Here is a 26,126-nt window from a genome sequence, read left to right as displayed (position 1 = left end):
TGGACGTTAAAGATACAAACTTGCCGCATTCTTTTATAACAACCTGTTGCCGGGCGGTACTATTCAGGCGTGGCTTCGGGCACCGCGCATCGCGCTTTTAAGACTATTTCCCGGATGTAGTTCGGGCAGCGATTTGTTAGTCTGCGTTATTGATAAATGATAAACCGAGCACGATAGAAGAGATTATGTCGATTAAGCGTAATGCGGTTGCGAATTATGTCGGTCAGATTTATATCACGCTTGCCGGGATACTGGTCGTACCCTTATATATTCATCAACTGGGCATGGAGATTTACGGCCTTATCGGCTTTTTCTCGATCCTGTTGACCTGGCTACAGCTGCTGGACGTGGGGATTTCCACCACGCTGCTGCGTGAGGCGGCCCGCTATCGCGCCGATCGGGAGCAAAACCCGTGGTTTCCCTCGCTGTTCGCTACGCTGGGTAAGTTCTTTCTGATCTCTTCCGCCGTGCTGGTGGTGATGGGCTGGTTCGCCTCGCCTTATGTCGCCTCGCACTGGCTGCATGCGAAAACTATCCCGCATCAGGATTTGGTGATTGCCGTCGGCATCATGGTGCTGACCGCCGCTATCCGCTGGCGTATCGGGCCTTATCGCAGCGTAATTGTCGGCTATGAACATCAGGTCTGGCTGAACGCGCTGAACCTGGTGGTGATTACGCTGCGCACCTTTGGCGCGGTGTTCGTTATTCGTTTCGCGTCGAACCCGGTCATCTTCTTCTTCTGCTGGCAGCTGTTGATTTCACTGGGCGAGGCCTTCTTCTGCATTCGCAAATCCTACCAGCTGGTGCCTAAAAGCGATCGCAACACCAGGGTGGATAACCTGAAAGGCGTGCTGAAGCCTTTCCTGCGCTTTGCCGTCGGCGCGGCTTTTTCCAGCGCCATCTGGACGTTTATTTCGCAGATTGACCGTCTGGTGCTGTCCAAAACGCTGCCGCTGGCGACCTACGGTTCCTTTACCGTGGTGGCGACGGCGGCAACCGGCATCGTGATGCTCAGCAGCCCGATTATGCAGGCGATTGTGCCGCGCATGACGGGGATGCGTACCAAAAGCGAGAACGGCGAGCAGGAAACGCTGAAGCTGTATCGCTGGACAACCCAGGCGGTAAGCATCTTTATGGCGCCGCTCAGCCTCACCATCGCTTTCTATCCAACCCAGCTGATTTGGGCCTGGACGCAGAACGCGCAGATTGGCGAGCAGATGTCGCTGGTAATGACGCTGTATGCGCTGGGCAGCGGCGTGCAGGCGATTGTCGGCCTGCTTTATAATTTGCAGTATGTGAACGGCAACCTGTCGCTGCATATGAAAGGCTTTACGCTGTTTGCCATTATCCTGATCCCGCTGAATATCTTTGCGGCCATCCACTATGGCGCGCTGGGTACCGGCATCGTGTGGGTTGCGCAAAACATTTTCTACCTGCTGGTCTGGTCATGGATTGTGCACAGGAAGTTTGCGCCGACGATCCATATGCAGTGGCTGACCCGCGACGTGCTGCTGATCTGGGCCGTTTCCGCCTGCGTGACCTTCCTTACGCTGTCGATCCCTTTCGAGTGGAACGATAACCGCTGGCTGAACCTGCTCTACCTGGGGCTGATCGGTTTTGTGAACCTGGTTATCTGCTGCCTGCTGCACAGTAAAGTAGGCGACTACCTTAAAAATGTAACTTTCCGTCGGCTGAACCTGCGAGGTGAAAGATGAGTAACCAGGACGATCTGGCGCAGCCTACGCTGTCCGTGATTATGCCCGTCTATAATGGCCGGGCCGATCTGAGCGAGGCTGTTGATTCGCTGCTGCAACAAACGGTAGTACCGCAGCAGATTATTATTATCGACGATGGCTCGACCGACGGTACCGATCGGCTGATTGAAGAGTATTGCCAGCGCGATCCGCGTATTCAGCTGGTGCGTAACGCGCACGGCGGCGTCAGCGCCGCCAGGAATAAAGGGCTGGAGCTGGCCACCGGCGACTTCATCTACTTTATGGATGCCGACGATCTCACCGGCCCGACGCTGTTTGCCGACTTCCTGCGTGAAAAGCGCGCCTGTCCGGAGCTGGAGATGTTCTGCTTCGCCGCCAAAATGTTTATGGACGTGCCGGTGGCAGAGCGCAAGCCTGAGATCACGCACGCCCGTAACCTGAAAGGGGTGTACAGCGGCGGCACGGCCTTTATTGAGCAGCTGAACGGCAGCGGCTCCGCGCATCGCGTGCTCTGGTCCAGCATTATCTCTCGCGAGCTGATTGTCCGGACCAAAAGCCGCTTTCTGCCGATCCAGAATCACGAAGACGCGCCTTTTATGTTTACCCTCTATTTGCAGGCAAAACAGGTTTTCGTGACGCCAGAAGCCTACTACTTTAAGCGCTATACCACGACGTCGCTTTCCGTCCGTACGCGCGATTTTTCCTGGGTGAAGAACTACTTTATCGCTCGTGAAGGTACCGAAGAGGCTATCCGCGCCGCCAACGTGCCGGTGGAACGTTCGCTGGTGGATGATTACTATTTTCCGGTGATGAGCGGCTGCCTGAAAATGTTGCGCGAGCATGATATGACCGTGCCGAAGGAGTACCAGCCCAGGGTAAACGCGCTGGTACGCCAACTGACGCGAAACAATATCAAACTGATGGTTATCTGGTATCTGAACCCGCTTTACAGCAGCCTGGTCTACTGTAAGAAAAAACTCTCCAGCGCGTTATAACGCTTATTCGTCCTGCTCTTTGGCGGCGGCTATTTTGGCCTGCCGCCAGTTGAGCAGCGGCGTGACCGAAATCCCATGCACGATGACGCTGGCAACGATTAACGTAAAGGCGATATTCGCCATGCGCGTCATCTCTTCGCCCGCCACGCCGTGCGTATAGGCCCAGGCAATATAGTTGATACTGCCAATCCCCCTGATCCCCAGCCAGCCGATAATCATCTTCTGCTGCCACGGCACTTTAATGCCTGTCGTGCCGAGCCATACTGCCGCAGGGCGGATAAATACAAACAGCACCAGCGCCATCAGCAGCCCGTCCGGATCCCAGTGATGCGCCAGCGTCACGCCCAGCACGATAATAATGCCGGCCGCAAACAGGCGTTCCACGGTATCACCGAACGACAGCGCATCGCCGACGACCAGGCCTACCGAGCGCGCCGGATCCGGATCAAGAGATTCATGACGGATATGCGGATTGACCAGCACCTCCGCCGGTGGGCGATGGTCGCTGTCGTCAAACGCATCGGCAGGCTGGCGGCGGATAACGTTGACTTCCGCCCGACGCAGACCCACGCCAGCGGCAAAAGCGGCCAGGAAGCCGGAGGCGTCCAGCGCCTGAGCCGCCGCATAGCTCAGCGCAATCAGCGCCAGCGCCAGGAAATCATTCGGGGCGACATCTTTATGCGCGTAGCGCAGGTGCGTGACGTACTGGCCGACAAAGCGGCCAAACACAAAGCCGATGCCCAGCCCGCCGGTGATCCCCCAGAGCACGTCCTTTAACGCCCAGTGGCGGAAAAGATCCAGCGTCATTTCCTGCTGCGTGGTCAGCAGCGTCACCGCCAGCATCAGCAGCGGCAGGGCGGTGCCGTCGTTCATCCCGGCCTCGCTGGAGAGCGACACGCGCAGGTTGTCGTCATCGCGGGCATCGTTAACGGAAATCAGGCTGGCCAGTACGGGATCGGTCGGCGCGACGATGGCGCTAAAGGCGATGGCAAACGGCCAGGAAAGGCCGACCAGATAGTGTGCCGCCAGCGACATACCCAGCACGGTCAGCAGCATGCCGGGGAAAGCCAGCCGCATCCCTAGCCGCCAGCCCTGATGCCGGAACGGCAGCCTGAGTTTCAGCCCGGTGATAAACAGCGAGGCCGCCATTGCGATCTCGGTAAGGTGAGCGGTCAGTTCGGCATGAGCGGCAATATCGATATGCAGCAGATCCAGCACCCAAGGGCCACAAATTACGCCGGCAATCAGGTAGAGAGAAAACGTGGTGATCGGGCCGCGATTGATCCAGCCTGATGCCAGCGACATCAGTAATAAAAGCCCGCCCGTTGCGGCTGTCCAGCCAAGAAAATCCATCGATACGCCTCCATAGTCGTCAGGGGTGATATGGACGCTGACTTAACATGCAAAGCGCCACAGAAAAAAATACAACAAAAACAAGCATATATATTATAAATTTAAGGTTTCCCTTTTCCCGGTGACAGCAAATTGTCTACTTAAATCATATACCTGGCTCACTGAGTATAGACCTAAAAAAAGGGGCGCTTGCGCAAATGGGCCGTCAGGCGGAAACCCGTCCGTGGCGAAACGTCTTTAGCGCCAGTTCTGCGCAACGTCCGTCTGGAACTGCAATTTCCGGGATGAGCGTTATGGCTCAGGGCTGGGGCTGCTTTTTGTCCGCCTTCATTTGCCGTGCCTGAACTGATAAGCCCACAAAATGACTGAGTGCTGAACCACACCCGAAAAACGATTAGCGTTAGCGGCCAGAGGCTTTACAAGGCCGGGCAAAATTTCAGGATGTCATGGCGTCCGATCATGAAAATTCTCACCAGGATTACCGCCTGTCTGTTACTTATTTCAGCGCGGCCAACAGAGGCGGCGTCGCGGATTACAACCCAGGCATTCTGTGCCGTTCGCCAGTGAAGAAAAGCGACAGACATTGTCAGAAAGCGCCTGTGGGTATACTGTTAACGGACTTTCTTTTTATCCCTGCGGCGCCTCTCTGCCGCTGACTATCTGCTAAACCGAGGTTGTTTTGTCGACTCTATCCCCAATTCTTCGTCCACGACGCCTGCGTCAAACGCCTTCCTTCCGCTCGCTGTTTCAGGAAACATCGCTCAGCATTAACGATCTGGCGCTGCCGATCTTTGTTGAAGAGGGTCTGGACGACTATAAAGCGATTCAGGCCATGCCTGGCGTGATGCGTATTCCGGAAAAACGTCTGGCCTATGAGATCGAGCGCATCGCGAAAGCGGGCATCCGTTCGGTAATGACCTTCGGCATCTCTCATCATACCGACGCCGACGGCAGCGATACCTGGCAGGAAAACGGGCTGGTTTCGCGCATGTCCCGTATCTGTAAAGAGACCGTCCCGGAAATGATCGTTATGTCCGATACCTGTTTTTGCGAATACACCTCGCACGGGCACTGCGGCGTGCTGCACGATCATGGCGTGGACAACGACGCCACGCTGATTAACCTGGGCAAGCAGGCGGTTGCCGCCGCGCGCGCGGGTGCCGACTTTATCGCGCCTTCCGCCGCGATGGATGGTCAGGTCGCGGCTATCCGCCACGCGCTGGATGAAGCGGGCTTTACCGATACGGCTATCATGTCCTACTCCACTAAGTTCGCCTCTTCCTTCTATGGCCCGTTCCGTGAAGCGGCAGGCACCTCGCTGAAGGGCGATCGCAAAACCTATCAGATGAACCCGATGAACCGCCGCGAAGCGATCCGCGAGTCGTTAATCGACCAGGCCGAAGGCGCGGACGCGCTGATGGTAAAACCAGCGGGTGCCTATCTGGATATCATCCGTGACGTGCGCGAACGTACCGAGCTGCCGCTGGCGGCCTACCAGGTCAGCGGCGAGTACGCGATGCTGAAGTTCGCCGCGCAGGCGGGGGCGATCAACGAGCGCGAAGTGGTGCTGGAAAGCCTGGGCGCCATCAAGCGTGCGGGCGCCGATCTGATCTTCAGCTACTTTGCGCTGGATCTGGCCGAGAAAAACCTGCTGTAACCGTAGCGCTTCATTTTAGCCACCAGGGTTAATCACCGGGCAGGGCGGGTTTTACCTGTTCTGCCCGGATAACCGCATCTCAGCGCGGCCCGCGATACCTGACCGCTTCCACAAAGGCGGAAAACGCCGAAGAAGTGTTGCGACGGTTGGGATAATAAAGATGAAATCCTTCAAACGTCGGGCACCAGTCCGCCAGTACCTCTACCAGCCGACCCGCCTCAATATGGGGTTTCGCCATAAAATCCGGGATGCAGGCCAGGCCGATACCGTCCAGCGCGCCGTTCAGGATATGAATATTGCTGTTGCACAACAGCGGGCCGTTGGCCTTGATATTCAGTTTTTTCCCGTCTTTTTCAAATTCCCAGGCGTAAATACTGCCGCCGACCGAATGCCGGATATTAATACAGCGATGGGCGGTCAGATCCTGCGGAACGACAGGGTGTGGATTGCGGCGGAAATAGTCCGGCGCGCCGACCACGGACAGACGCCAGTCCGGCCCGAGGCGCACGGCGATCATATCCCGGCTGATCGATTCGCCTAAACGAATACCGGCATCAAAACGCTCGCTGACAATATTGGTAAAGCCGTAATCAATGCAGATCTCTACGCTGATATCAGGATAGGTGTTGAAAAACGCGGGCAGTATCGGCCGCAGCAAATTTTCCGCCGCGTCGTCTGAGCAGGTGATGCGAATATTACCGGCAGGCGTATGGCGCAGCTCGCCAATGCTGTCAATTTCGCTGTTAATCTGATCGAAAAGCGGCCCAACCGACTGCAACAGACGCTCGCCGGCTTCGGTAGGCGCAACGTTGCGCGTGGTGCGCGCCAGCAGGCGCACGCCCAGCCGTTCTTCCAGATTGCGAATGGTATGGCTCAGCGCCGAAGGGCTGACGCCAAGACCGGCGGCGGCTTTGGTAAAGCTTTGCGCCCGGGCAACGGCCAGAAAGGCCACGATATCGTTCATAGTATCCACGCAGAATTGCTGATTAAATTTCACAAGCGCGTAAAAATTACCCCATCCGATCGCATTACTCTATCTCTTTTACCGCTTCGCCTGCCTGCGGCGCACAAAACTCCAAAGCCCTGCAGTGCCGCTCTTTATGCGTGCTCACGGGTCTTTGAGGCTTTGCGTTCGTTGATTGATGCAAAAAATTCACAATTACATGCGATTACGCCCGTCTAATCATTAACCCGGCCAGCGTGCAAAATAGCGCAAGTGTTAATAATATCGGAATCGTTCATGAATAGTGCTGTAGCGGAACAATCTCGTCATCACCCTGCCTGGGGCGCCGTCTTTTCGATGGCGCTTGGCGTAGTGGTGCTGATCGCCTCAGAATTTATGCCGGTCAGCCTGCTGACGCCCATCGCGCAGGGGTTAGGGATCAGTCAGGGCCATGCCGGACAGGCAATTTCCGTCAGCGGTTTTTTTGCCGTGCTCACCAGCCTGCTTAACACGCCGCTGACCGGGCGTTTCGATCGTAAAAAAGTGCTGATCGCCTTTACGCTGCTGCTGGCGCTTTCCGGGCTGACGGTAACCTTTTCGACCAATGGCCTGATGTTTATGGTCGGCAGGGCGCTGTTGGGGATCGCCATTGGCGGCTTCTGGTCGATGTCGACGGCGACGGTGATGCGCCTTGTGCCTGCTCACGCGGTAGCGAAGGGCCTGGCGCTGATCAACGGCGGTAACGCGCTGGCCGCTACCGTCGCCGCGCCGTTGGGCAGTTTTCTTGGGCAGTATATTGGCTGGCGCGGGGCGTTCTTTATGGTGGTGCCGCTGGCCGTTATCGCCTTTATCTGGCAATGGCGCAGCATTCCATCATTGCCCGGCAACGGCCGCAACAAAGCCGCCAACCCGCTGCGCCTGCTTGTTCGGCCGCCCGTGGCGCTGGGCATGGCGGGCATTATGTTTCTGTTTATGGGGCAGTTTGGCATTTTTACCTATCTGCGCCCGTTTATGGAAACCGTTACCGGCGCCAACGTCAACCAGCTCTCTTTGCTGCTGCTGTTGCTGGGCGGGGCGGGACTCATCGGCACCTGGCTTATCGGTACGCTGCTTGAGCGCCGCCTCTACGCTTATCTGATCGCCATTCCGCTCGGCATGGCGCTGCTGGCCGCCTTGCTGATCGCGCTGGGGCATTCTCTGCTGCTGACCGGCGTGCTGCTGGCGCTTTGGGGGCTGGTAGCGACGCCTGCGCCGGTGGCGTGGGGGCTGTGGCTAAGCCGCGCGCTGCCCGACGATGCCGAAGCGGGCGGCGGCCTGATGGTGGCGGTGATCCAGATGGCGATCACGCTTGGCGCGGGGCTGGGCGGCCTGCTGTTTGACGCGGCCGGCTGGTGGAGTCCGTTCGCCTTCGGCCTGGCGCTGCTGGTGCTGTCGGCGCTGTTTGCCGGGCTGGCCCGTCGCTGGTTTTACTTCGCCGTCGGCAAATCGCTGTAGCGCGTGGTCCAGGCGGGAGAGAGCATCTCCCGCTTCATCGACCAGCTTTTCTCAATGCCCTGGCCGGCAAACCAGACTTTCCCTTTGCCGGAGCGGTTCAGCGTATCAATGGCGGTCATTAACGCCGCGCTGTTGGCCTTCGGCTGCGTTTCGGCAAACAGATCCAGCTGCGCCACGCCTTCGCTGTAAAAATCGCTCAGCATCACGCCCGCTTTGATATAGCGTTCGCCTTCGCGCCAGATACGGTCCAGCGCCTCGGTCGCCACCCGAATAATATCGCGCGTATCGTTCGAGGGCAGCAGCAGCCTGCCGGAGGCCTGGTTGTTATAGCCGGTGCCGTTGTCGTCGTGCGGGCTGGTGCGGATAAAAACGCTGATAAAGCGGCAATACTGTTTCTCGCCGCGCAGCTTTTCCGCCGCGCGTTCGGCCCAGGCGCAGATCGCCTGATGCATATCCTGATAGTCGGTGACGCGGTGCCCGAAAGAGCGGCTACAGACGATCTGCTGTTTAGCGGGTGCCATTTCCTCTAACGCCAGGCAGGATTCGCCGCGCAGCTCGCGCACCGTTCTCTCCATCACCACGCTGAAGTGCTTGCGGAGGGTGGGGACGGGACTGTCGGCCAGATCCAGCGCGTTTTTAATGCCCATCAGCTGCAAACGCTTGCCGACGCGACGGCCAATGCCCCAGACTTCTTCAACCGGCACCAGCGGCAGCAGCCTGCGCTGGCGCGCCGGATCGGAGAGATCGACCACGCCGCCGGTTTTGCTCCACTTCTTCGCCGCATAGTTAGCAAGCTTGGCCAGCGTTTTGGTTGGCGCGATGCCGACGCCGACCGTCAGGCCGGTAGCTTTCAGCACCTGCTGCCGGATGTCGCGGCCAAAATCCTCCAGCGAGAGACAGTTGCTGACGCCGGTCAGATCCAGAAAAGCCTCGTCAATAGAGTAAATTTCGCTCGCAGGCGCCAGCTCGCCAAGCAGGGTCATCACCCGATGGCTGAGATCGGCATACAGCGCATAGTTTGAGCTGAAAACCTGCACCTGCTGACGCTGGAGATCCTGTTTAATTTTAAAATAAGGTTCGCCCATTTTAATGCCCAGCGCTTTTGCCTCGGCCGATCGGGAAATAATACAGCCGTCGTTGTTGGAAACGACCACCACCGGCCTGCCGCGCAAATCGGGACGGAACACCGTTTCGCAGGAGGTATAAAAGCTGTTGACGTCAACCAGCGCGAACATTTTTGGTGGATTTCAGAATAAAAGTGACCACGCCAAAAATTTCCAGCTCTTCCGCATCGTGAAACGTAATCGGAGAATAGTGACGATTGCGCGGCATCAGCTGTAAAAAAGGGCGGAGGCGTAGCTCTTTAACGGTAAATTCACCGGCCACGGCCGCCACCACGATATCGCCATGCTCTGCGGTCAGCGAACGATCCACCACCAGCAGATCGTCATGGCCGATCCCGGCCTCAATCATCGAGTCGCCGCTTACTTTGATAAAATAGGTGGCGCTGGGATGACGCAGCACCAGCTTATTCAAATCCAGACGGTCCTCAATATAATCCTGGGCCGGACTGGGAAAGCCGCAGGGTACGCGCTCAATAAACAGCGGTAAAAAAAGATCTTCCATAATTTCAGCAGGGGAAATCGGCTGCATAATGCTTATTCCGGTTTAACTGTGTTTATATACAGTATCGCTGAATGCGGGCGGCAGGCAAGGCATTGATCGGAACTTTCCGGCAACAGATTGTAATAACAGGAATTTATTCGCTTTTTCTTAAAGGTGCGTCCCCGGTTAATAAAGCAGCTTATACTGCAGCGGAAATAATAGTTGTGCCGGGGCAGAAGGATAAGAGCCGCTTATTTCTTTTTTGCGCTAAGTAAAATTCAGCGTGGATGCACGGCCACCAGCCTCGTTTTATGCATCTTAATAATGGCTTTCTGCGCAGGAAAATGTCATAAAATATCAACTTTTCCACTGACGCCTTATCATTTTTTCTTTGGGATAATCACGCACGCTTATGTTTTCTTTCGACTGGCACCGCTTTTTCTTGAACGATCTTTCCATTACTTTTTTAGGCGAGGTCGCGGTTCGGGTACTCTTCGCCTACATCGTTGTTTTTCTCTTTCTGAAAGTTTCCGGCAGGCGCGGCATTCGCCAGCTGTCGCTGTTTGAGCTGGTGATTATCCTGACGTTGGGATCGGCCTCAGGAGACGTCACTTTTTATGATGATGTGCCTGTGCTGCCGGTCGCGATGGTTTTCCTGGTGCTGCTGGTACTTTATCGTTTTACGACTTTTCTGACCGCACGCAGCTCACGGGTCGCCCGATGGGTGGAGGGCGAAGTGATCACACTGATTCAGGACGGTCTGTATGTGCTGGACAGCCTGGACGGGCTGAACATTTCTGAGGACGAATTCTTTATGGAGCTGCGGCAGGAGGGCGTGGAGCATCTGGGTCAGATCCGGCTGGCGCTGATCGAGCTGGACGGCGATATCAGCGCCTATTACTACGATCGCGAAGAAGTGCGGCCGGGCCTTTCCGTGCTGCCGCCTCAACATCGGCAGGATTATACCTGCGTGCCCGCAGATGGCCTCTACGCCTGCAACCATTGCGGAGAAACGCAGCGGCTACAGGCGCAGCAGCAGCTGAGTTGCCCCCGCTGCCAGCGCAATCTCTGGTCGCTGGCGCTGACCACCCAACGGGCGCGCTAGCGAGGCTGACGTAGCCAGCATAACGGCAGGCTGCCCAACGAGCGCTGACAGAATTATTGGTATAGCCTTGCCAATGGCGCCAGCGATGTTGCTGGGCTTAGCCTTGCCGACGGCGCCCGTGAGCTGCTTGACGAGCGTTGGCGAGCCTTGCCGTTGGCGCCTGTGGATTGCCTGACAAGCGCGCCAGCGATGTTGCTGGGCTTAGCCTTGCCAATGGCGCCCGTGCGCGTTGATACGCCTGTCAGCCGTGTGTATCGCGCTGGTTACTTTGCAGGAAGTGCCAGGCCGCGCCTAACATCCCGGAATCGTTGCCGAAGGTGGCCGTATCCACCGGGATGGTTTTGCCGAACCAGGCCAGATGAAACTTCACCTCCTCCAGAAAATCCTCGCGCTCGGTGATGCCGCCGCCCAGAAAAATGCATTCGGGATCGAATACGTTCGCCAGGTTATAAATGCCGGCGCACAGATCCTGATAAAAGGTGGTGACCAGCCTGGTGGCGACCGGCTCTTTATTATCCCAGCCGGAAAAAACGTCTTTGCCGCTGACCTCGTCCACATCACGCCCGCTGTGCAGCGCATAGCTTTTGCGCAGCGCGGTCATCGTACAGTTGTCGCCCATCGTATAGTGGCTGACGCTGCCGCCAGCGGGACGCGCCACCAGCAGGCAGCCGAACTCGCCGGCGCGATCCTGCTTGCCGCGTACCAGCGCGTCGTTGCAGAAGGCCGCGCCGCCCAGCCCGGTGCCGATGGTGATCATCAAAAAATCGGACATATTGCGTGCTTTACCCAGCCAGCGTTCGGCCAGCAGGGCGCAGTGCGCGTCGTTTTCCACGGTGGCGGGCAGGGAGGTTTTTTCCGTCAGCCATTTACTCAGGTGGAAATCATCAAATGCCCTGACCGTGCCGCCCATCGACACAAACCCGTTGTGCGGATCGACATAGCCCGGCACGCTAACGGCAATGCCTTCGCAGCCGGGTTTTTTTTCCAGCCAGTCCAGGATAGCGCCCAGAATAGCCTCGCGCGATCCTTCGTTATCCGCTTTATCACTGGCCAGAATGTCGCCTTTATCCGTTACAACGCCCATTTTTAACGAGGTACCGCCAATATCAAATACGGCAAGTTTCATATCCTTCTCCTTTTGTTTTTTTATCAGTATAGCCGCAGACCAATTGCGCCGTTGCGTTGTGCGGACAGCGATAACAAAAGTGCGGCGGCCTGTTTTTTATTACGGGCGAGGCTACGGATTAAGGCGGAATATAAAGGCAGGTGAACAAGATATAAAAGGGCCAACGATAAACGCGAAAACGAACCCGTCAGCCGGGTTCGTTAGCCGCAAAAAGATTATTTACGGTCGAGATCTTTCCGTTCTTCCAGCGTTTGCTGATACTCATCCAGAAAAACTTTTTCCGCAGGATCCAGTCTGTCCATGCCGCTGGTGAAACGGTGCCAGTACGGATAGCGCGGCGCAGGACGCGTCGCCTGCTCAATACGTTTGATCTGCGCTTCGCTCAGCGTCAGCTCCGCTGCGGCCAGGTTGTCCTGTAAATGCTGTTCGGTGCGGTTGCCAACAATCAGCGACGTGATGCCCGGACGCGTCAGCAGCCAGGCCAGGCAGACCCGCGCGGTTGATACATTATGCTCTTTGCCCACTTCGGTCAGCACGTCGATAACCCGGTAAGCGTGCTCCATATCGTGCACGTAGGGTTCCGGCCAGCCGTTGCCCTGACGGGAGGTCGCTGGCGTTTTCACGTTGCGCTGTACGGTGCCGGTCAGCAGACCTTCGCCCATTGGCCCCCAAATTAGCGTGCCGATATTCTGATCCAGCGCCATCGGCAGCAGCTCGAACTCCGCCTCGCGCGACTCCGGCGTGTAGTAAATCTGCTGGCTTACCGGCTTCAGCAGATGATTCACCTCGGCGCAGCCCAGCGTTTTCATCATCTGCCAGCCGGTATAGTTCGAGGTGCCGAAATAGCGGATTTTGCCGCTTTTCACCAGATCTTCCAGCGCGCGCAGCGTCTCTTCCACCGGCGTCACGCCGTCCCAGTTATGGATCTGATAGAGATCGATATGATCCGTTTTCAGACGCTTTAAGCTGTTCTCGCAGGACTTAATCAGATGAAAGCGTGTGGCGCCGCTGTCGTTAGGATCGTCGCTCATCGGGCTGCGGGCTTTCGTGGCCAGGATAACGCGCTGACGATTGCCACCCAGCGCCTCGCCCAGCGTTTCTTCCGCCCCGCCTTTGGAATAAAGGTCGGCCGTGTCCACGGTATTGACGCCTCGTTCCAGCGCTATCTCAATAAAACGGCGGGCCTGGCGAACATCGACGTTGCCGGTTTTTTCAAAGCCGGCCTGGCCGTTAAAGGTTAACGTCCCGAGCGTCAGCTCAGAAACCATCAGGCCGGAATGGCCCAGTTTTCTGTACTTCATTGCTTTCTCCTCACTATGAAAACCCGAGGGCAAGCATAGACCACAAAAAACCAGACCAGGCCGCGCGGAAACTATTTCGTACAAATGCAGATTATTCAGGTGTTTTATTCCGGCAAACACGAAATAAGAAATCCCATACGGCAGCAATCATCGCTGCGTAATTCGCATGGCAATCTTAATGATAATTATTTCGCTAAGACGGCGGGTTAAAACAGCTATTTAGCCTGGCAGGACGCAATTCTGTTTTTCCCTGGTCGTAATTAACGCCCCAGGACTAATCTTATTCGTTTTACTTTCCGCTCAGATACCTTGCAGGGGAAAAAAGTAAACTATGCTTTAAACGAGGTTTTTAAACCTGAATAGTGACGTTGAATATCCTCAAGCAGAAATACCCCATGTAATCTATTTCTGCCGCCATAACTCAGGTATGAAAACCAGCAATAAAGAGCGGAGAGATCTGCCGCAGAGCAGATTGCCGGAAGCCTTTTCTGACTGGAGTGAGCTATGTTCAGACACGTAAAAAAATTGCAGTATACCGTTCGCGTTGCCGAGCCAAATCCCGGACTGGCTAACCTGCTGCTGGAACAGTTCGGCGGGCCACAGGGCGAGCTGGCCGCGGCCTGCCGCTACTTTACCCAGGGCCTGTCGGACGAAGACGAAGGCCGTCGCGATATGCTGATGGATATTGCCACCGAAGAGCTGAGCCACCTGGAAATTATCGGTTCGCTGGTCGGGATGCTGAACAAAGGCGCCAAAGGCAAGCTGGCCGAAGGCACGGAAGAAGAGGGCGAGCTGTACCGCTCCATCACCGGCAATGGTAACGACAGCCACCTGACGTCGATTCTTTACGGCGGCGGCCCGGCGCTGACCAACTCCGGCGGCGTGCCGTGGACGGCAGCCTATATTGATACCATCGGCGAACCTACAGCCGATCTGCGCTCTAATATCGCCGCCGAAGCGCGCGCTAAAATCCTCTATGAGCGCCTGATTAACGTAACGGACGATCCGGGCGTTAAGGATGCGTTAGGCTTTCTGATGACCCGCGAAGTTGCGCATCAGATCTCTTTTGAAAAGGCGCTTTATTCCATTCGTAATAACTTCCCGGTCGGCAAGCTGCCGCCTATCGAGCAGTACTCAAACGTTTATTACAATATGTCAGAAGGCGGCGAGGTGCGTGGAAGCTGGAACTCGGACGAAAACTTCACCTACGTAGCCGATCCGGCACCGGCGGTAGATGGCGGCGACGGTTATGCCAGCATCACGCTGCCGTCCGATCAGAAAACCGAGCTGGATAATCTGGCGTTGCGTACCGCTTCCGATACCACGGTGAATCCGGTCACCGGCACCGATCTTGGCGCATCAGGGCCAATCGAAAACGAAACCGTAGGCAAATCTGCAGTAAACGTACCGAAAAAATAAGGCGTCATCGCGGGGAGACAGCCGTTCTCCCCCGTTTTTACTCTTGGTTGTACAAGTTTGCGCTTAAGCCTGTCATTTCCTGTTTTTGTTATAACCGGCTAAATATTTTGAGAAAAGGTTGTTAGTTATTAACTAAAATGTGACCAAATAACGCCTTTTATGTCTCAAAAAAGCATTTTTTGCAAAAAAATCCGCCCCAGACTTTTAAGATACTGTACATTAATTGAAAAGCTGTACAGGGTAGAAACGTTACCCCCTTCGGGCATTCTTTCACCTGCTTAAGAGGATCCATTATGCGTCAGGATAATTTCAACACACAAACTGCGGACATGAGCCTCTACTTCGGCGCCCATGACGCTGCTGTACCTTCTCATCAGGAAACGCTGGGTGAGGTAGTGATGGAGATTTTAAAATCCGGCATGACGGTTAATCGCCAGTCAATCTGTGCAAAGCTGCTGAGCCGCCTGGCCGATGTCAGTGAGCCCGACCTCGAAAAACATCATCACGAACTGATTGCTATGCTGTTCGGTCGCGAAAGCTAAACGCCCGCGTAGCCCACCGCTCGTTCGACCTGCTTTTTCTTTCCGCGTGGGTTCAGGCGTTCCGTCCTGCCACGCGGAAAGCGATCCACGCGGCAGACAAGCCAGAGAAGTTTCCATGGACCATCGCCATTCTGAAAAATTACGGGATCTGATGCTGGGAGAAGCCACGCTGGCGCTTCTTGAGCAGCAGCGCCCGCTTAATCTTGCCTCGCTTATTAATGAACTGCGCGCGCTGGCGGCCCGACAAACGGATGAAGAGCACCGCAAAGCCTGCCTTGCCGCTATCAGAGAGCTTCGCCATGCTCAGGTCAGCGCCGGTGAAGCCCTGAATCGCCGTTCCGCCAGCGACGACAACGTTATTCACTAATCTTCCCGAAGCCGACCTCCGTACGGCGTAATGCCTTCTTCGCCTTCCAGCCTGAAAACGACTTACCTTTTCAGGCTGGCGAACAGCCTGCCCCGGGCAATGTAAATAAATCGAAAAAAGCAAAATAAGCGGCGACAATGGCTGAAGGTTTTTTTCGTGCCGCCGATACCTGTGCAGATTGGAGGAAAAGGCAGGAGGGGCAGGAGGGGGGAAATGATAATAAGAATTCAGATACACGAGTTGCGCACCGGCATGTACGTGCACAAGCTGGAAGTTTTCTGGCTGAAGCATCCCCTCGTGCGTAACCATATGCTGCTTACCACGCAGCAGCAGATTGACGTCATCGTGGAAAGCGGCATAAAAGAAGTCTGGATCGATCTGGAGAAAGGGCGTGGCCCGGACAGTCAGGATCCGCTTCACGAACAGCTTGCCCTGCCCAGGGTATCGGGTATCCATGAAGAGATCGCGCAGGCGCAGGCGATCTGCTTGCATGCCAAAGGCGAAGTGATGAGCATGTTTAACGATGCGCGCCTCGGTAAAACGATTGATACCCGCAGCACGCTGCCGCTGGTGGACGAAATCGGCGGTTCCCTCAGCCGCCATCCGGCCGCGCTGCTGAGCGTAGTACGGCTGAAAACGCACGATGATTATACCTACCTGCACTCCGTGGCGGTCTGCGCGCTGATGGTATCGCTCGCCCGCCAGCTTAACCTCAATGATGAACAGACGCGCCTGGCAGGCACGGCCGGCCTGCTGCACGATGTCGGCAAGGCGGGCGTATCGCTGGAGATCCTCAACAAGCCCGGCAAGCTCACGGACGATGAGTTCGACGTGATGAAACAGCATCCGGTCATGGGCGAGGATCTGCTGCGCCGCAGCGGTGAAAACGAAGCGGTGCTGGACGTGGCGCTGCATCATCATGAAAAAATCAACGGCAGCGGCTACCCGCACGGCCTGAAAGGCAAAGATATCTCCCAGCTGGCGCGCATGGCGGCGATTTGCGACGTCTATGACGCCGTCACCTCCAATCGTCCTTATAAAGCGGGCTGGAATCCGGCCAGCGCGATGCACCAGATGGCCAGCTGGGAAGGGCATTTCGATCGCAAAATCTTTTACGCCTTTGTGAAAGCCGTCGGCATCTATCCGGTCGGCTCAATCGTGCGTCTGGCTTCCGGTCGCGTGGCCGTGGTGATTGAACCGGGCGAAAGCTCGCTGCTGCTGCCCAGGGTTTGCGTGTTCTATTCGCTTTCCGCCAATCATATGCTGCGGCCGGAAGTAATCGATCTGGCCGATCGCTACTGTTGGGACAGTATTGCCGGGCCGGAAGAGGCGGAGACCTGGAGCCATTACAACCTGAATACGCTGTGGATGTCGCCCGTCGCCTGACGGGCAGGAACAACAGCGCGCTAACATTTCAACACCAACTTTCCTGTTTCTACCAAAAATTTCACAATTTCGTATTACTCCTGGGGTTTTTGTCGCGATTATTTGCCATGTTAGAGGCGTAACAAGCGGCCCCGGAGCCAGCACGTCTGGCAGAGCCGCTATCAGTGACTATACTGATAGCTGATGTTGTTACGTATGTGGCAACGAGATGAGACAGACTGCACGAGGCGTGCAGAGATTATGCAGAAGGAATCAGCGCCGAATACCCTCTCTAACGCATCCTCTTTCTCGCTCCGCCACATCCGCTGACAAAAATTTTTTCCTCGTGCGTTGTGGGCAAAGCAGACCTGACGTCTGTTTCCGCCAACGTCAGTCCAGACATTGGGCCGACGTAGCGCCGTGGCACACATAATCAGGAGGAATATTTGTGAATACGCTGGAATCCGTACCCCCTTTAGTGCCTGAAGGACGTTACGCTTTTTTCTTTGATGTGGACGGCACGCTGGCCGCTATCCAGTCACGCCCGGAAGAGGTTTTTATCCCTGCTGCGGCCAAAGCCGCGCTTTCCCGCCTGGCCGAACTGAGCGACGGCGCGCTGGCGCTGGTTTCCGGCCGTCCGACGCGCGAGCTGGATGCGCTGGTGGCGCCTTTGCGCTTTCCGCTGGCCGGCGTGCACGGCGCGGAGCGTCGCGATGCAGCCGGGCATACCGAGCGGCTTTCCCTGCCGGACGACGTCTCTGCCTCATTGACGTCGCTGCTGAGCGAAGCCGTGGCGAAGATGCCGGATACGCAGCTGGAAACGAAGGGCATGGCATTTGCGCTGCACTACCGCCGCGCACCGCACTATCAGCAGGCTATCCTGACGCTGGCGGAAACGATGACCCAACGCTTTCCCGAGCTGGCGCTACAGCCAGGCAAATGCGTGGTGGAGCTAAAGCCGAAAGGCGTCAGTAAAGGTGCCGCCATTGCCGATTTTATGCAGCAGGCCCCTTTTGCCGGCAGAACGCCGGTATTTTTAGGTGATGATTTGACCGATGAGGCAGGTTTTGAAGCGGTCAATGCCCTGGACGGCATCGCAATCAAGGTAGGTGAAGGTGAGACAAAAGCGGGCTATCGCCTGGCTGACGTCGAGGCCGTTTATCACTGGCTTGAGCAAACATTATTAAAACTAGATCAAGACGATAAGTCATTAAGGAGTCAAGGTTATGAGTCGCTTAGTAGTCGTATCTAACCGCATCGCCGTACCGGATGGGTCAAAAACCAGCGCGGGCGGACTGACCGTTGGCATTATGGATGCGCTGAAAACCACCGGCGGCCTGTGGTTTGGTTGGAATGGGGAAATCAACGAGATCGGCGAAGAAGACAAGGAGATGGATCTGTTTGAAAAAGATAACGTCACCTACGCTTCTTTTGGCCTTAATCAAAACGATTACGACCTTTATTACCTGCAATTTTCCAATGCGGTCGTCTGGCCAGCCTTCCACTACCGCCTTGACCTGGTAAACTTCCAGCGCGAGGCCTGGGATGGCTACTGTCACGTCAACACCATGCTGGCGAAACGCCTGCTGCCGCTGATTGAGCCGGACGACGTGCTGTGGATCCACGATTATCATCTGCTGCCGTTCGCCGCCGCATTGCGCAAGCTGGGCGTGAAAAACCGCATCGGCTTCTTCCTGCATATTCCTTTCCCGACGCCGGAAATCTTCAACGCGCTGCCGCCGCATAATGAGCTGCTGGAGATGATGTGCGATTACGATCTGCTGGGCTTCCAGACCGAGAGCGACCGTATGGCGTTCCTGGAGTCACTGGCGCTGCTGACCAACGTGCAGACCAACGGCAAAACGCACGTGGCGTTCGGCAATCAGTTCTCTACCGAGGTGTATCCGATAGGCATCGAGCCGGACAGCATTAAAGAGATGGCTGAAGGGCCGCTGCCGCCGAAGATGGCCGCGATGAAACGCGACCTCGGCGACGCCAAAAACATTATTGCCTGTGAGCGCCTGGACTACTCGAAAGGGCTGCCGGAGCGTTTCCTTGCCTATGAAGCGCTGCTGGAAAACTTCCCCGAGCATCGTGGGAAAATCCGCTATTCGCAAATTGCGCCAACCTCGCGCGGCGACGTGCAGGCCTATCAGGATATTCGTCATCAGCTGGAAACGGAAGCAGGCCGCATTAACGGTAAATATGGCACGCTGGGCTGGACGCCGCTTTACTACCTGAACCAGCATTTCGATCGCCGCCTGCTGATGAAAATCTTCCGCCTGACCGATATTGGTCTGGTGACGCCGCTGCGTGACGGGATGAACCTGGTGGCAAAAGAGTATGTGGCCGCGCAGAATCCGGAAGATCCTGGCGTACTGGTGCTGTCACGCTTTGCCGGGGCGGCCAACGAGCTGACCTCCGCGCTTATCGTTAACCCTTACGATCGTGATGAAGTGGCTGCCGCGCTGAACCAGGCGTTAACCATGCCGCTGGACGAGCGTATCTCACGCTACAACGACATGATGGACGTGCTGCGTAAGAACGATATTACGCACTGGCGCAAATCCTATCTGAAAGATCTCCAGGCATTGCCGGTACGTAGCCAGGCACAGGGCGGGGCGGATAAAGCGGCGACGCTCTCCGTCTAGCATAAGTCATGCCAGTTAATTTAGGGGCGACCGTGGGTCGCCCTTTTTTTTAATTTTTTAAGTCCGTATTGCTCAAAAAAGTGCCTTAAAAGGACCACCGGAAAGAAAAAAAAGGAAAAAAATCACTTTTTACTAAAGAAAACAAGGCGCGTGCCGATACCTACTGCCTGAGGTTAAATTTTTGGCACAAACATTCGCGTTGCTAATGTTACCCCTGGTTACATCCGCTGGCACCCGCTAAACACAGGGCTGACGCGGCTTACACTCCCTAAACACTTCCTGCCGTAAACCTGCAATATCTTACTCTGCACGCATCATTGCCCCTGTCGATAGTTACCTTTGGTGATTACGATTTACACATGCTTAACATACAAAAATCAGCATATTCCTCTGCATATTTGTCTTTTATGCGTTTTTACATCCAGTTGTGCGCGTAAACACATCATTCCTCCATTCAATCGACGTAAAAGGAACCATTTTCATCGGTAAATGATCGCGTAGAGTTAAAATTTAACAAAAAAGTCCAAATTTGCTTAGTTAGTGAACTAATCAACAGCGTTTCTGAAGGATAATTTTGTCAAATTACCCCCAAAAGTGTGATCTGGATCACACTTTATCTAAAATTTTAGCTGGCCTCCGTTGTATCCGGAAATTAGAGCAGATAAAGTTGCGTTGTTTTCGGAATAGTCCTAAACCAGAGCAACTTTCAGTCAGGGAGAACGTCAGGGAAGCGGACGAAAACAAGGGAGCAGTAACCGGCAAAATGAGTTAATGACTACTTTCTGCAGGCCGCTTTCAGGGCCGCCTGGAGCTTCGCGAACGTTTGGCTTTTGCCACTTAATTTTTTGCCACAATAAGATTTACCAGCAGCAACAAAGGTAGCGGCGCAATCCGCCAACGTTTAAGTCGTGTCAGTCAGGACGGATAAAAATGGGTACATCAGAATTACTAAAAAATATTTACGATATCAACTTGTCTTATTTATTACTTGCTCAACGCCTTATTAATCAGGAAAAAGCCTCAGCAATGTTTCGTCTGGGCATTGATGAGCAGATGGCCGATGCGCTCGCTCACTTAACGCTGCCAGAAATGGTGAAGCTGGCCGAGACAAATCAGCTGATATGCCAGTTTCGCTTTACCGATCACGTAACGATTAATCGCTTAACTCAGGAATCTCGCGTGGATGATTTGCAGCAAATCCACACCGGCATTTTGTTATCCAGCCGTTTATTGCGTAATGCATCAGCTAAAAATGACGAACTGCCGAAAAAGAGGGCGAGTTAATGAGTGAAAAAAGTATTGTTCAGGAAGCGCGTGATATTCAGCTGGCGATTGAATTAATTACTTTAGGCGCTCGCCTGCAAATGTTAGAAAGCGAAACGCAGCTAAGCCGCGGCCGCTTAATTAAACTTTATAAAGAACTGCGCGGCAGCCCGCCGCCAAAAGGCATGCTGCCTTTTTCTACCGACTGGTTTATGACCTGGGAACAGAACATTCACTCTTCTATGTTCTGTAACGCCTGGCAGTTTTTACTCAAAAGCGGTTTGAGCACCGGTGTGGACGCGGTGATTAAAGCCTACCGTCTCTACCTGGAGCAATGCCCGCAACAGGACGAAGGCCCGCTGTTGGCGCTCACCCGCGCCTGGACCTTAGTCCGGTTTGTTGAGAGCGGCATGCTGGAGCTTTCCGACTGCAAATGCTGCGGCGGAAGCTTTATTAACCACGCGCACCAGCCGGTCGGCAGCTTTGTTTGCAGCCTGTGCCAGCCGCCTTCTCGTGCGGTAAAAAGACGTAAACTTATCGCAGAACCTGCCGATAACATTTCACAACTGCTGGATGAACAGGTAAAACTTGCCGTTTAATGTTCGCCACGTGGAGTGAATCCAGCAGCGGTTAAATACCGCTGCTTTTTTTTTGCCCACGCGACGGAATAAACCTGACCTAATCCGGTTCATCTTTAACCCACACGTCGCCAGACGTAAGGATTTATTGTGTTAGTTATTTTGGGGTATATCCTGGTTCTCGGGTCGGTGTTGGGCGGCTACGCAATGGTAGGCGGACATCTGGGCGCGCTTTATCAACCTTCCGAGCTGTTAATTATCGGCGGAGCGGGCATTGGCGCATTTTTAGCGGGCAATAACGGCAAGGCAATTAAAGCAACGTTAAAAGCGATGCCGCTGCTGATGAAAGGCTCGAAATACAATAAAGCGGTTTATATGGATCTGATGGCGTTACTTTATCGCCTGATGGCCAAATCGCGCCAGCAGGGGATGCTCTCGCTGGAAGCCGATATTGAAAGTCCGCAGGAAAGTGAAATTTTTGCTAATTACCCGCGCATCCTTGCCGATAAAAGACTGGTGGACTTTATCACCGATTATCTGCGACTGATGGTGAGCGGCAATATGAACGCATTTGAAATCGAAGCCCTGATGGATGAAGAGATTGAAACCTACGAACACGAATGTGACGTACCGGCTACGGCTATCGGTACGGTAGGCGACTCTTTACCCGCGTTTGGTATCGTGGCGGCGGTGATGGGCGTGGTGCACACCCTGGCGTCGGCAGATCGTCCGCCAGCCGAGTTGGGCGAGCTGATCGCTCACGCGATGGTCGGTACCTTCCTGGGTATTTTGCTGGCGTACGGGTTTATTTCCCCGCTGGCCGGACTGCTGCGTCAGAAATGTGCTGAAACCACCAAGATGATGCAGTGTATCAAGGTCACGCTGCTTTCCAGCCTGAATGGCTATGCGCCGCAGATCGCCGTTGAGTTTGGCCGTAAAACGCTGTACTCCACCGAGCGGCCATCCTTCTCTGAGCTGGAAGAGCACGTTCGTAACGCGAAATCGCCGGCGAAAGGTCAGGACGCATGAAGAACGACAATCACCCGATTATCCTGGTTAAGAAGAAAAAGCATTCCGCGCACGCGGGCGGCCACGGCTCCTGGAAGATTGCCTATGCCGACTTTATGACCGCGATGATGGCCTTTTTCATGGTGATGTGGCTGATTGCGATCGCCAAGCCTCAGGAATTAGCGGGGATTGCCGATTACTTTAAGACGCCGCTGCGGGTGGCTATCACCGGCGGCACCAAAACCAGCGAAAGCACCAGCGTTATTCCTGGCGGCGGTATGGATCCCAGCCAGCAGAAAGGCGAAGTGCACAAGGTTATCGATATGGACGCGGAGAAACGCAAGCTGGACGATATCCGCTTAAACCGTCTGCGCGAAAAGCTGGATCAGCTGATTGAAGCCGATCCGCGTCTGAAGGCGCTGCGCCCGCACCTGATTATCAACATGGTGGAAGAGGGCCTGCGTATTCAGATTATCGACAGCCAGAATCGACCGATGTTTAAAACCGGCAGCGCGGACGTCGAGCCTTATATGCGCGATATCCTGCGGGCCATTGCGCCGATCCTGAACGATATTCCGAACAGGATCAGCCTGGCAGGCCATACGGACGATATTCAGTACGCTAACGGCCTGCGCGGCTACAGCAACTGGGAACTGTCGGCCGACCGGGCCAACGCCTCGCGGCGGGAGCTGATTATCGGCGGGCTGGCCAGCGACAAAATGCTGCGCGTGGTGGGCATGGCCGACACCATGAAGCTGAAGAACCGTGGCGGCGACGCCGCCGTCAACCGCCGTATCAGCCTGCTGGTGCTGAACCATGACACCGAAGCGCAGATTGAGAAAGAGAACTCGGAAAGCGACGCGGTACAGATCAGCGACAGCGAGCCGGCAGCATTACAGCAAATCGTGGCACCGTCCGTTCCGGGCGATGCCGCAAAAAAACCAAACCCGGCCGAGCCGCCAGGCGAACAGGCAGCACCAACTTTAACACCAGCATCGCCTGTGCCAGCGGCCCAGACCGATCGCGACTCACAGCAGAGGTGATACCGTGAGCATGGATATCAGCGATTTTTATCAGACGTTTTTCGATGAGGCTGACGAATTGTTAGCCGACATGGAACAACACCTGTTGGGGTTAGACCCGCAGGAACCGGATGCGGAGCAGCTTAACGCTATTTTCCGTGCGGCCCACTCCATCAAAGGCGGCGCGGGCACCTTTGGTTTTACTGTATTACAGGAAACCACGCACATCCTGGAGAACATTCTTGACGGTGCGCGACGCGGCGAAATGCAGCTAAGCACGCCTATCATCAACCTGTTTTTGGAAACCAAAGATATTATGCAGGAACAGCTGGATGCCTATAAAACCGCGACCGAGCCGGACGCTGCAACCTTTGAATATATCTGTCAGGCGCTGCGTCAGCTGGCGCTGGAAGCCAAAGGCGAAAGCGCGCCCGTAGCCGTAGCGGCACCGGCCGCGTCTGCCGCTGCTCCGGCTTCGGCCGGCCTGCGGATGGCGCTGGTGAACCTGAAACCCACTGAAATCCCGCTGATGCTGGAAGAGCTGGGCAATCTGGGCACCGTCTCCGACGTGATCAAAGGCGAAACCTCGGTAGAGGTCACGCTGGATTCCTCGGTCGGTCAGGACGATATCGTTGCCGTGCTTTGCTTTGTGATTGAAGAATCGCAGATCAAATTCCTGGATGCGTCGTCGGCTCCTGCCGTGACAGAAGCCGCGCCGGCTGCCGTGGAAGAAGCGCCTGCGCCAGCTCCTCAGCCCGTTGCGGTAGCGGAAGCGGCGGCTCCGGCCAAACGTGAAGCGGCCAAAAAACCGGCGGCGGCCAAGGCCAGCGAATCCACCAGCATCCGCGTAGCGGTTGAAAAGGTCGATCAGCTGATTAACCTGGTCGGCGAACTGGTGATCACGCAGTCCATGCTGGCCCAGCGTTCCAACGAGCTGGATCCGGTAGCGCATGGCGACCTGCTGAACAGCATGGGCCAGCTGGAGCGTAACGCCCGTGACCTGCAGGAATCGGTGATGTCCATCCGTATGATGCCGATGGAATATGTCTTCAGCCGCTTCCCACGCCTGGTGCGCGATCTGGCCAGCAAGCTGGGTAAAGAAGTTGAACTGACGCTGTTGGGCAGCTCCACCGAGCTGGACAAGAGCCTGATCGAACGCATTATCGACCCGTTAACGCACCTGGTGCGTAACAGTCTGGATCACGGCATCGAATCGCCGGAAAAACGCGTGGCGGCCGGGAAATCGGGCGTCGGCAACCTGACGCTCTCTGCAGAGCACCAGGGCGGCAATATCTGTATCGAAGTGATCGATGACGGCGCCGGTCTGAACCGCGAACGTATCCTGGCGAAAGCGCTTTCTTCCGGCCTGCCGGTGAGCGACGCGATGAGCGATGAAGAAGTAGGCATGTTGATTTTCGCGCCGGGCTTCTCCACCGCCGAGCAGGTTACCGACGTCTCCGGGCGTGGCGTGGGCATGGACGTGGTGAAACGTAACATCCAGGAGATGGGCGGCCACGTAGAAATTGCCTCTAAGCAGGGCAAGGGCACGACCATTCGTATCCTGCTGCCGCTGACGCTGGCGATCCTGGACGGCATGTCCGTTCGCGTCGCTGACGAAGTCTTTATTCTGCCGCTGAACGCGGTAATGGAATCTCTGCAGCCGCTGGCTGACGATCTGCACCCGCTGGCCGGTGGCGAGCGCGTGCTGGAAGTCCGTGGCGAATACCTGCCGCTGGTTGAGCTGTGGAACGTCTTTGATGTGCAGGGCGCGAAAACCGAGGCGACTCAGGGCATCGTGGTGATCCTGCAAAGCGCGGGCAAGCGCTATGCGCTGCTGGTGGACCAGCTGATTGGCCAGCACCAGGTGGTGGTCAAAAACCTTGAAAGCAACTATCGCAAAGTACCGGGCATTTCGGCAGCGACCATCCTGGGTGATGGCAGCGTGGCGCTGATTGTCGACGTGTCGGCTCTGCAGTCTCTCAACCGTGAAAAGCGTGTGGCGGGAGCCGCAGCCTGACTTTAACCGATTAAGGGTAGAACTATGACTGGAATGGCAACTGTCACTAAACTCGCTGGCGAAACCGTAGGCCAGGAGTTCCTGGTATTTACGCTGGGTGACGAAGAATACGGCATTGATATTTTAAAAGTGCAGGAGATCCGCGGTTACGATCAGGTAACCCGCATCGCCAACACGCCTGCTTTTATTAAAGGCGTCACTAATTTGCGCGGCGTTATCGTGCCTATTATTGACCTGCGTATTAAATTCGCGCAGCCGGATGTGGTTTATAACGATAATACCGTGGTGATCGTACTGAATCTTGAGCAGCGCGTGGTGGGTATCGTGGTTGACGGCGTGTCCGACGTGCTGTCGCTGACCACCGATCAGATCCGTCCTTCGCCAGAGTTTGCGGTCACCATGTCCACCGAATACCTGACCGGCCTGGGCGCGCTGGGCGAACGCATGCTGATTTTGGTCGACATCGAGAAGCTGTTGAACAGCGAAGAGATGGCGCTGATGGATACGCTGCGCAGCGCGTAATTGCCGCCTTAAATAAAGTATCAGGCACCCTGTTGGTATTATGCCGGCAGGGTGTTTTTTATGGTTTGAATAAAGTCT

At 55.5% G+C, this 26,126-nt stretch carries 23 protein-coding genes; 17 read left to right on the top strand and 6 right to left on the bottom strand.

Annotated elements, in window-relative coordinates; translation table 11 throughout:
• Positions 1–185 precede the first annotated feature (185 nt).
• Both ACVWZ0_RS13605 and ACVWZ0_RS13600 read left to right on the top strand, forming a co-directional pair.
• Complete coding sequence (locus tag ACVWZ0_RS13605; RefSeq protein ID WP_253460597.1) at positions 186–1,715, top strand: lipopolysaccharide biosynthesis protein; 1,530 nt, start codon at positions 186–188, stop codon at positions 1,713–1,715.
• Positions 1,712–2,710, top strand: a complete 999-nt coding sequence (locus ACVWZ0_RS13600) for a glycosyltransferase (protein ID WP_253460600.1) — start codon at positions 1,712–1,714, stop codon at positions 2,708–2,710. The genes ACVWZ0_RS13605 and ACVWZ0_RS13600 overlap by 4 nt, the downstream gene beginning before the upstream one ends.
• A gap of 3 nt (positions 2,711–2,713) precedes the next feature.
• On the opposite strand, the gene ACVWZ0_RS13595 is transcribed toward ACVWZ0_RS13600, so the two are convergent.
• Positions 2,714–4,063, bottom strand: coding sequence for a cation:proton antiporter (locus tag ACVWZ0_RS13595; protein WP_253460603.1), 1,350 nt, complete (start codon positions 4,061–4,063; stop codon positions 2,714–2,716).
• 679 nt (positions 4,064–4,742) lie between these two features.
• Between ACVWZ0_RS13595 and hemB the strand changes: the two genes are divergently transcribed.
• Positions 4,743–5,720, top strand: coding sequence for a porphobilinogen synthase (gene hemB, locus ACVWZ0_RS13590; protein WP_253460606.1), 978 nt, complete (start codon positions 4,743–4,745; stop codon positions 5,718–5,720).
• Positions 5,721–5,799: 79 nt separating this feature from the next.
• On the opposite strand, the gene ACVWZ0_RS13585 is transcribed toward hemB, so the two are convergent.
• Entirely contained in the window at positions 5,800–6,684 is an 885-nt protein-coding gene (locus tag ACVWZ0_RS13585; protein ID WP_253461292.1) for a LysR family transcriptional regulator, read from the bottom strand.
• A 276-nt stretch (positions 6,685–6,960) separates the two neighbouring features.
• On the opposite strand from ACVWZ0_RS13585, the gene ACVWZ0_RS13580 reads away from it, so the two are divergent.
• Positions 6,961–8,157 carry an MFS transporter gene (locus ACVWZ0_RS13580; protein ID WP_253460609.1) on the top strand — a complete coding sequence of 399 codons (1,197 nt, stop codon included), beginning with the start codon at positions 6,961–6,963 and terminating at the stop codon, positions 8,155–8,157.
• Here the strand turns inward: ACVWZ0_RS13580 and umuC are convergent.
• On the bottom strand, positions 8,130–9,392 hold the full coding sequence (gene umuC, locus ACVWZ0_RS13575; protein WP_253460613.1) for a translesion error-prone DNA polymerase V subunit UmuC: 1,263 nt from the start codon (positions 9,390–9,392) through the stop codon (positions 8,130–8,132). The two genes, ACVWZ0_RS13580 and umuC, sit on opposite strands and share 28 nt — an antisense overlap.
• Positions 9,376–9,810 (bottom strand): translesion error-prone DNA polymerase V autoproteolytic subunit, encoded by a 435-nt coding sequence (umuD, locus tag ACVWZ0_RS13570; protein WP_253460616.1) that lies wholly within the window; start codon positions 9,808–9,810, stop codon positions 9,376–9,378. Before umuD ends, umuC begins: the two co-directional genes overlap by 17 nt.
• 364 nt (positions 9,811–10,174) lie before the next feature.
• Here umuD and ACVWZ0_RS13565 point away from each other — a divergent pair, with 364 nt between their 5' ends.
• A complete protein-coding gene (locus tag ACVWZ0_RS13565) occupies positions 10,175–10,867 on the top strand; it encodes a DUF421 domain-containing protein (RefSeq protein WP_253460619.1) in 693 nt (230 codons plus the stop codon).
• Between the two features lie 241 nt (positions 10,868–11,108).
• On the opposite strand, the gene ACVWZ0_RS13560 is transcribed toward ACVWZ0_RS13565, so the two are convergent.
• Both ACVWZ0_RS13560 and ACVWZ0_RS13555 read right to left on the bottom strand, forming a co-directional pair.
• The gene (locus ACVWZ0_RS13560; RefSeq protein WP_253460622.1) at positions 11,109–11,993 is read right to left on the bottom strand and encodes an ROK family protein; all 885 of its coding nucleotides are present in this window, start codon (positions 11,991–11,993) and stop codon (positions 11,109–11,111) included.
• A gap of 215 nt (positions 11,994–12,208) precedes the next feature.
• Positions 12,209–13,294, bottom strand: a complete 1,086-nt coding sequence (locus tag ACVWZ0_RS13555; RefSeq protein WP_253460625.1) for an aldo/keto reductase — start codon at positions 13,292–13,294, stop codon at positions 12,209–12,211.
• A gap of 504 nt (positions 13,295–13,798) precedes the next feature.
• On the opposite strand from ACVWZ0_RS13555, the gene ACVWZ0_RS13550 reads away from it, so the two are divergent.
• The 12 genes from ACVWZ0_RS13550 to cheW all read left to right on the top strand — a co-directional run bounded on the left by ACVWZ0_RS13550 (position 13,799) and on the right by cheW (position 26,048).
• The gene (locus ACVWZ0_RS13550; protein ID WP_253460628.1) at positions 13,799–14,713 is read left to right on the top strand and encodes a manganese catalase family protein; all 915 of its coding nucleotides are present in this window, start codon (positions 13,799–13,801) and stop codon (positions 14,711–14,713) included.
• Positions 14,714–15,006: 293 nt separating this feature from the next.
• On the top strand, positions 15,007–15,255 hold the full coding sequence (gene ycgZ / locus ACVWZ0_RS13545) for a regulatory protein YcgZ (protein WP_253460631.1): 249 nt from the start codon (positions 15,007–15,009) through the stop codon (positions 15,253–15,255).
• 115 nt (positions 15,256–15,370) lie between these two features.
• On the top strand, positions 15,371–15,622 hold the full coding sequence (locus tag ACVWZ0_RS13540) for a hypothetical protein (protein ID WP_253460634.1): 252 nt from the start codon (positions 15,371–15,373) through the stop codon (positions 15,620–15,622).
• A gap of 213 nt (positions 15,623–15,835) precedes the next feature.
• A complete protein-coding gene (locus ACVWZ0_RS13535) occupies positions 15,836–17,008 on the top strand; it encodes an HD-GYP domain-containing protein (RefSeq protein ID WP_253460637.1) in 1,173 nt (390 codons plus the stop codon).
• A 427-nt stretch (positions 17,009–17,435) separates the two neighbouring features.
• On the top strand, positions 17,436–18,239 hold the full coding sequence (gene otsB, locus ACVWZ0_RS13530; RefSeq protein ID WP_253460640.1) for a trehalose-phosphatase: 804 nt from the start codon (positions 17,436–17,438) through the stop codon (positions 18,237–18,239).
• On the top strand, positions 18,214–19,638 hold the full coding sequence (gene otsA, locus ACVWZ0_RS13525; RefSeq protein WP_253460644.1) for an alpha,alpha-trehalose-phosphate synthase: 1,425 nt from the start codon (positions 18,214–18,216) through the stop codon (positions 19,636–19,638). The genes otsB and otsA overlap by 26 nt, the downstream gene beginning before the upstream one ends.
• Before the next feature lie 930 nt (positions 19,639–20,568).
• Positions 20,569–20,922, top strand: a complete 354-nt coding sequence (gene flhD, locus ACVWZ0_RS13520; RefSeq protein WP_253460647.1) for a flagellar transcriptional regulator FlhD — start codon at positions 20,569–20,571, stop codon at positions 20,920–20,922.
• Positions 20,922–21,500, top strand: a complete 579-nt coding sequence (gene flhC / locus ACVWZ0_RS13515; protein WP_125287944.1) for a flagellar transcriptional regulator FlhC — start codon at positions 20,922–20,924, stop codon at positions 21,498–21,500. Before flhD ends, flhC begins: the two co-directional genes overlap by 1 nt.
• Positions 21,501–21,629: 129 nt before the next feature.
• A complete protein-coding gene (gene motA, locus ACVWZ0_RS13510) occupies positions 21,630–22,508 on the top strand; it encodes a flagellar motor stator protein MotA (RefSeq protein WP_125287943.1) in 879 nt (292 codons plus the stop codon).
• The gene (motB, locus tag ACVWZ0_RS13505) at positions 22,505–23,530 is read left to right on the top strand and encodes a flagellar motor protein MotB (RefSeq protein ID WP_253460650.1); all 1,026 of its coding nucleotides are present in this window, start codon (positions 22,505–22,507) and stop codon (positions 23,528–23,530) included. Before motA ends, motB begins: the two co-directional genes overlap by 4 nt.
• A 10-nt stretch (positions 23,531–23,540) precedes the next feature.
• Positions 23,541–25,526: a chemotaxis protein CheA gene (gene cheA / locus ACVWZ0_RS13500; protein ID WP_253461294.1), complete on the top strand. Its 1,986-nt coding sequence runs from the start codon at positions 23,541–23,543 to the stop codon at positions 25,524–25,526.
• A gap of 24 nt (positions 25,527–25,550) precedes the next feature.
• On the top strand, positions 25,551–26,048 hold the full coding sequence (cheW, locus tag ACVWZ0_RS13495) for a chemotaxis protein CheW (protein WP_125287941.1): 498 nt from the start codon (positions 25,551–25,553) through the stop codon (positions 26,046–26,048).
• Positions 26,049–26,126: the final 78 nt, after the last annotated feature.

This window comes from Erwinia sp. TECH1 (assembly GCF_054057575.1).
This window is presented reverse-complemented; position numbering and strand designations above follow the sequence as displayed.

Bases quoted from the DNA above. Each gene is read 5' to 3' on its own strand.
- ACVWZ0_RS13605 (WP_253460597.1), top strand. From the start codon at position 186: ATGTCGATTAAGCGTAATGCGGTTGCGAATTATGTCGGTCAGATTTAT.
- ACVWZ0_RS13600 (WP_253460600.1), top strand. From the start codon at position 1,712: ATGAGTAACCAGGACGATCTGGCGCAGCCTACGCTGTCCGTGATTATG.
- ACVWZ0_RS13595 (WP_253460603.1), bottom strand. From the start codon at position 4,063: ATGGATTTTCTTGGCTGGACAGCCGCAACGGGCGGGCTTTTATTACTG.
- ACVWZ0_RS13585 (WP_253461292.1), bottom strand. From the start codon at position 6,684: ATGAACGATATCGTGGCCTTTCTGGCCGTTGCCCGGGCGCAAAGCTTT.
- ACVWZ0_RS13580 (WP_253460609.1), top strand. From the start codon at position 6,961: ATGAATAGTGCTGTAGCGGAACAATCTCGTCATCACCCTGCCTGGGGC.
- umuC (WP_253460613.1), bottom strand. From the start codon at position 9,392: ATGTTCGCGCTGGTTGACGTCAACAGCTTTTATACCTCCTGCGAAACG.
- umuD (WP_253460616.1), bottom strand. From the start codon at position 9,810: ATGCAGCCGATTTCCCCTGCTGAAATTATGGAAGATCTTTTTTTACCG.
- ACVWZ0_RS13565 (WP_253460619.1), top strand. From the start codon at position 10,175: ATGTTTTCTTTCGACTGGCACCGCTTTTTCTTGAACGATCTTTCCATT.
- ACVWZ0_RS13560 (WP_253460622.1), bottom strand. From the start codon at position 11,993: ATGAAACTTGCCGTATTTGATATTGGCGGTACCTCGTTAAAAATGGGC.
- ACVWZ0_RS13555 (WP_253460625.1), bottom strand. From the start codon at position 13,294: ATGAAGTACAGAAAACTGGGCCATTCCGGCCTGATGGTTTCTGAGCTG.
- ACVWZ0_RS13550 (WP_253460628.1), top strand. From the start codon at position 13,799: ATGTTCAGACACGTAAAAAAATTGCAGTATACCGTTCGCGTTGCCGAG.
- ycgZ (WP_253460631.1), top strand. From the start codon at position 15,007: ATGCGTCAGGATAATTTCAACACACAAACTGCGGACATGAGCCTCTAC.
- ACVWZ0_RS13540 (WP_253460634.1), top strand. From the start codon at position 15,371: ATGGACCATCGCCATTCTGAAAAATTACGGGATCTGATGCTGGGAGAA.
- ACVWZ0_RS13535 (WP_253460637.1), top strand. From the start codon at position 15,836: ATGATAATAAGAATTCAGATACACGAGTTGCGCACCGGCATGTACGTG.
- otsA (WP_253460644.1), top strand. From the start codon at position 18,214: ATGAGTCGCTTAGTAGTCGTATCTAACCGCATCGCCGTACCGGATGGG.
- flhD (WP_253460647.1), top strand. From the start codon at position 20,569: ATGGGTACATCAGAATTACTAAAAAATATTTACGATATCAACTTGTCT.
- flhC (WP_125287944.1), top strand. From the start codon at position 20,922: ATGAGTGAAAAAAGTATTGTTCAGGAAGCGCGTGATATTCAGCTGGCG.
- motB (WP_253460650.1), top strand. From the start codon at position 22,505: ATGAAGAACGACAATCACCCGATTATCCTGGTTAAGAAGAAAAAGCAT.
- cheA (WP_253461294.1), top strand. From the start codon at position 23,541: ATGGATATCAGCGATTTTTATCAGACGTTTTTCGATGAGGCTGACGAA.
- cheW (WP_125287941.1), top strand. From the start codon at position 25,551: ATGACTGGAATGGCAACTGTCACTAAACTCGCTGGCGAAACCGTAGGC.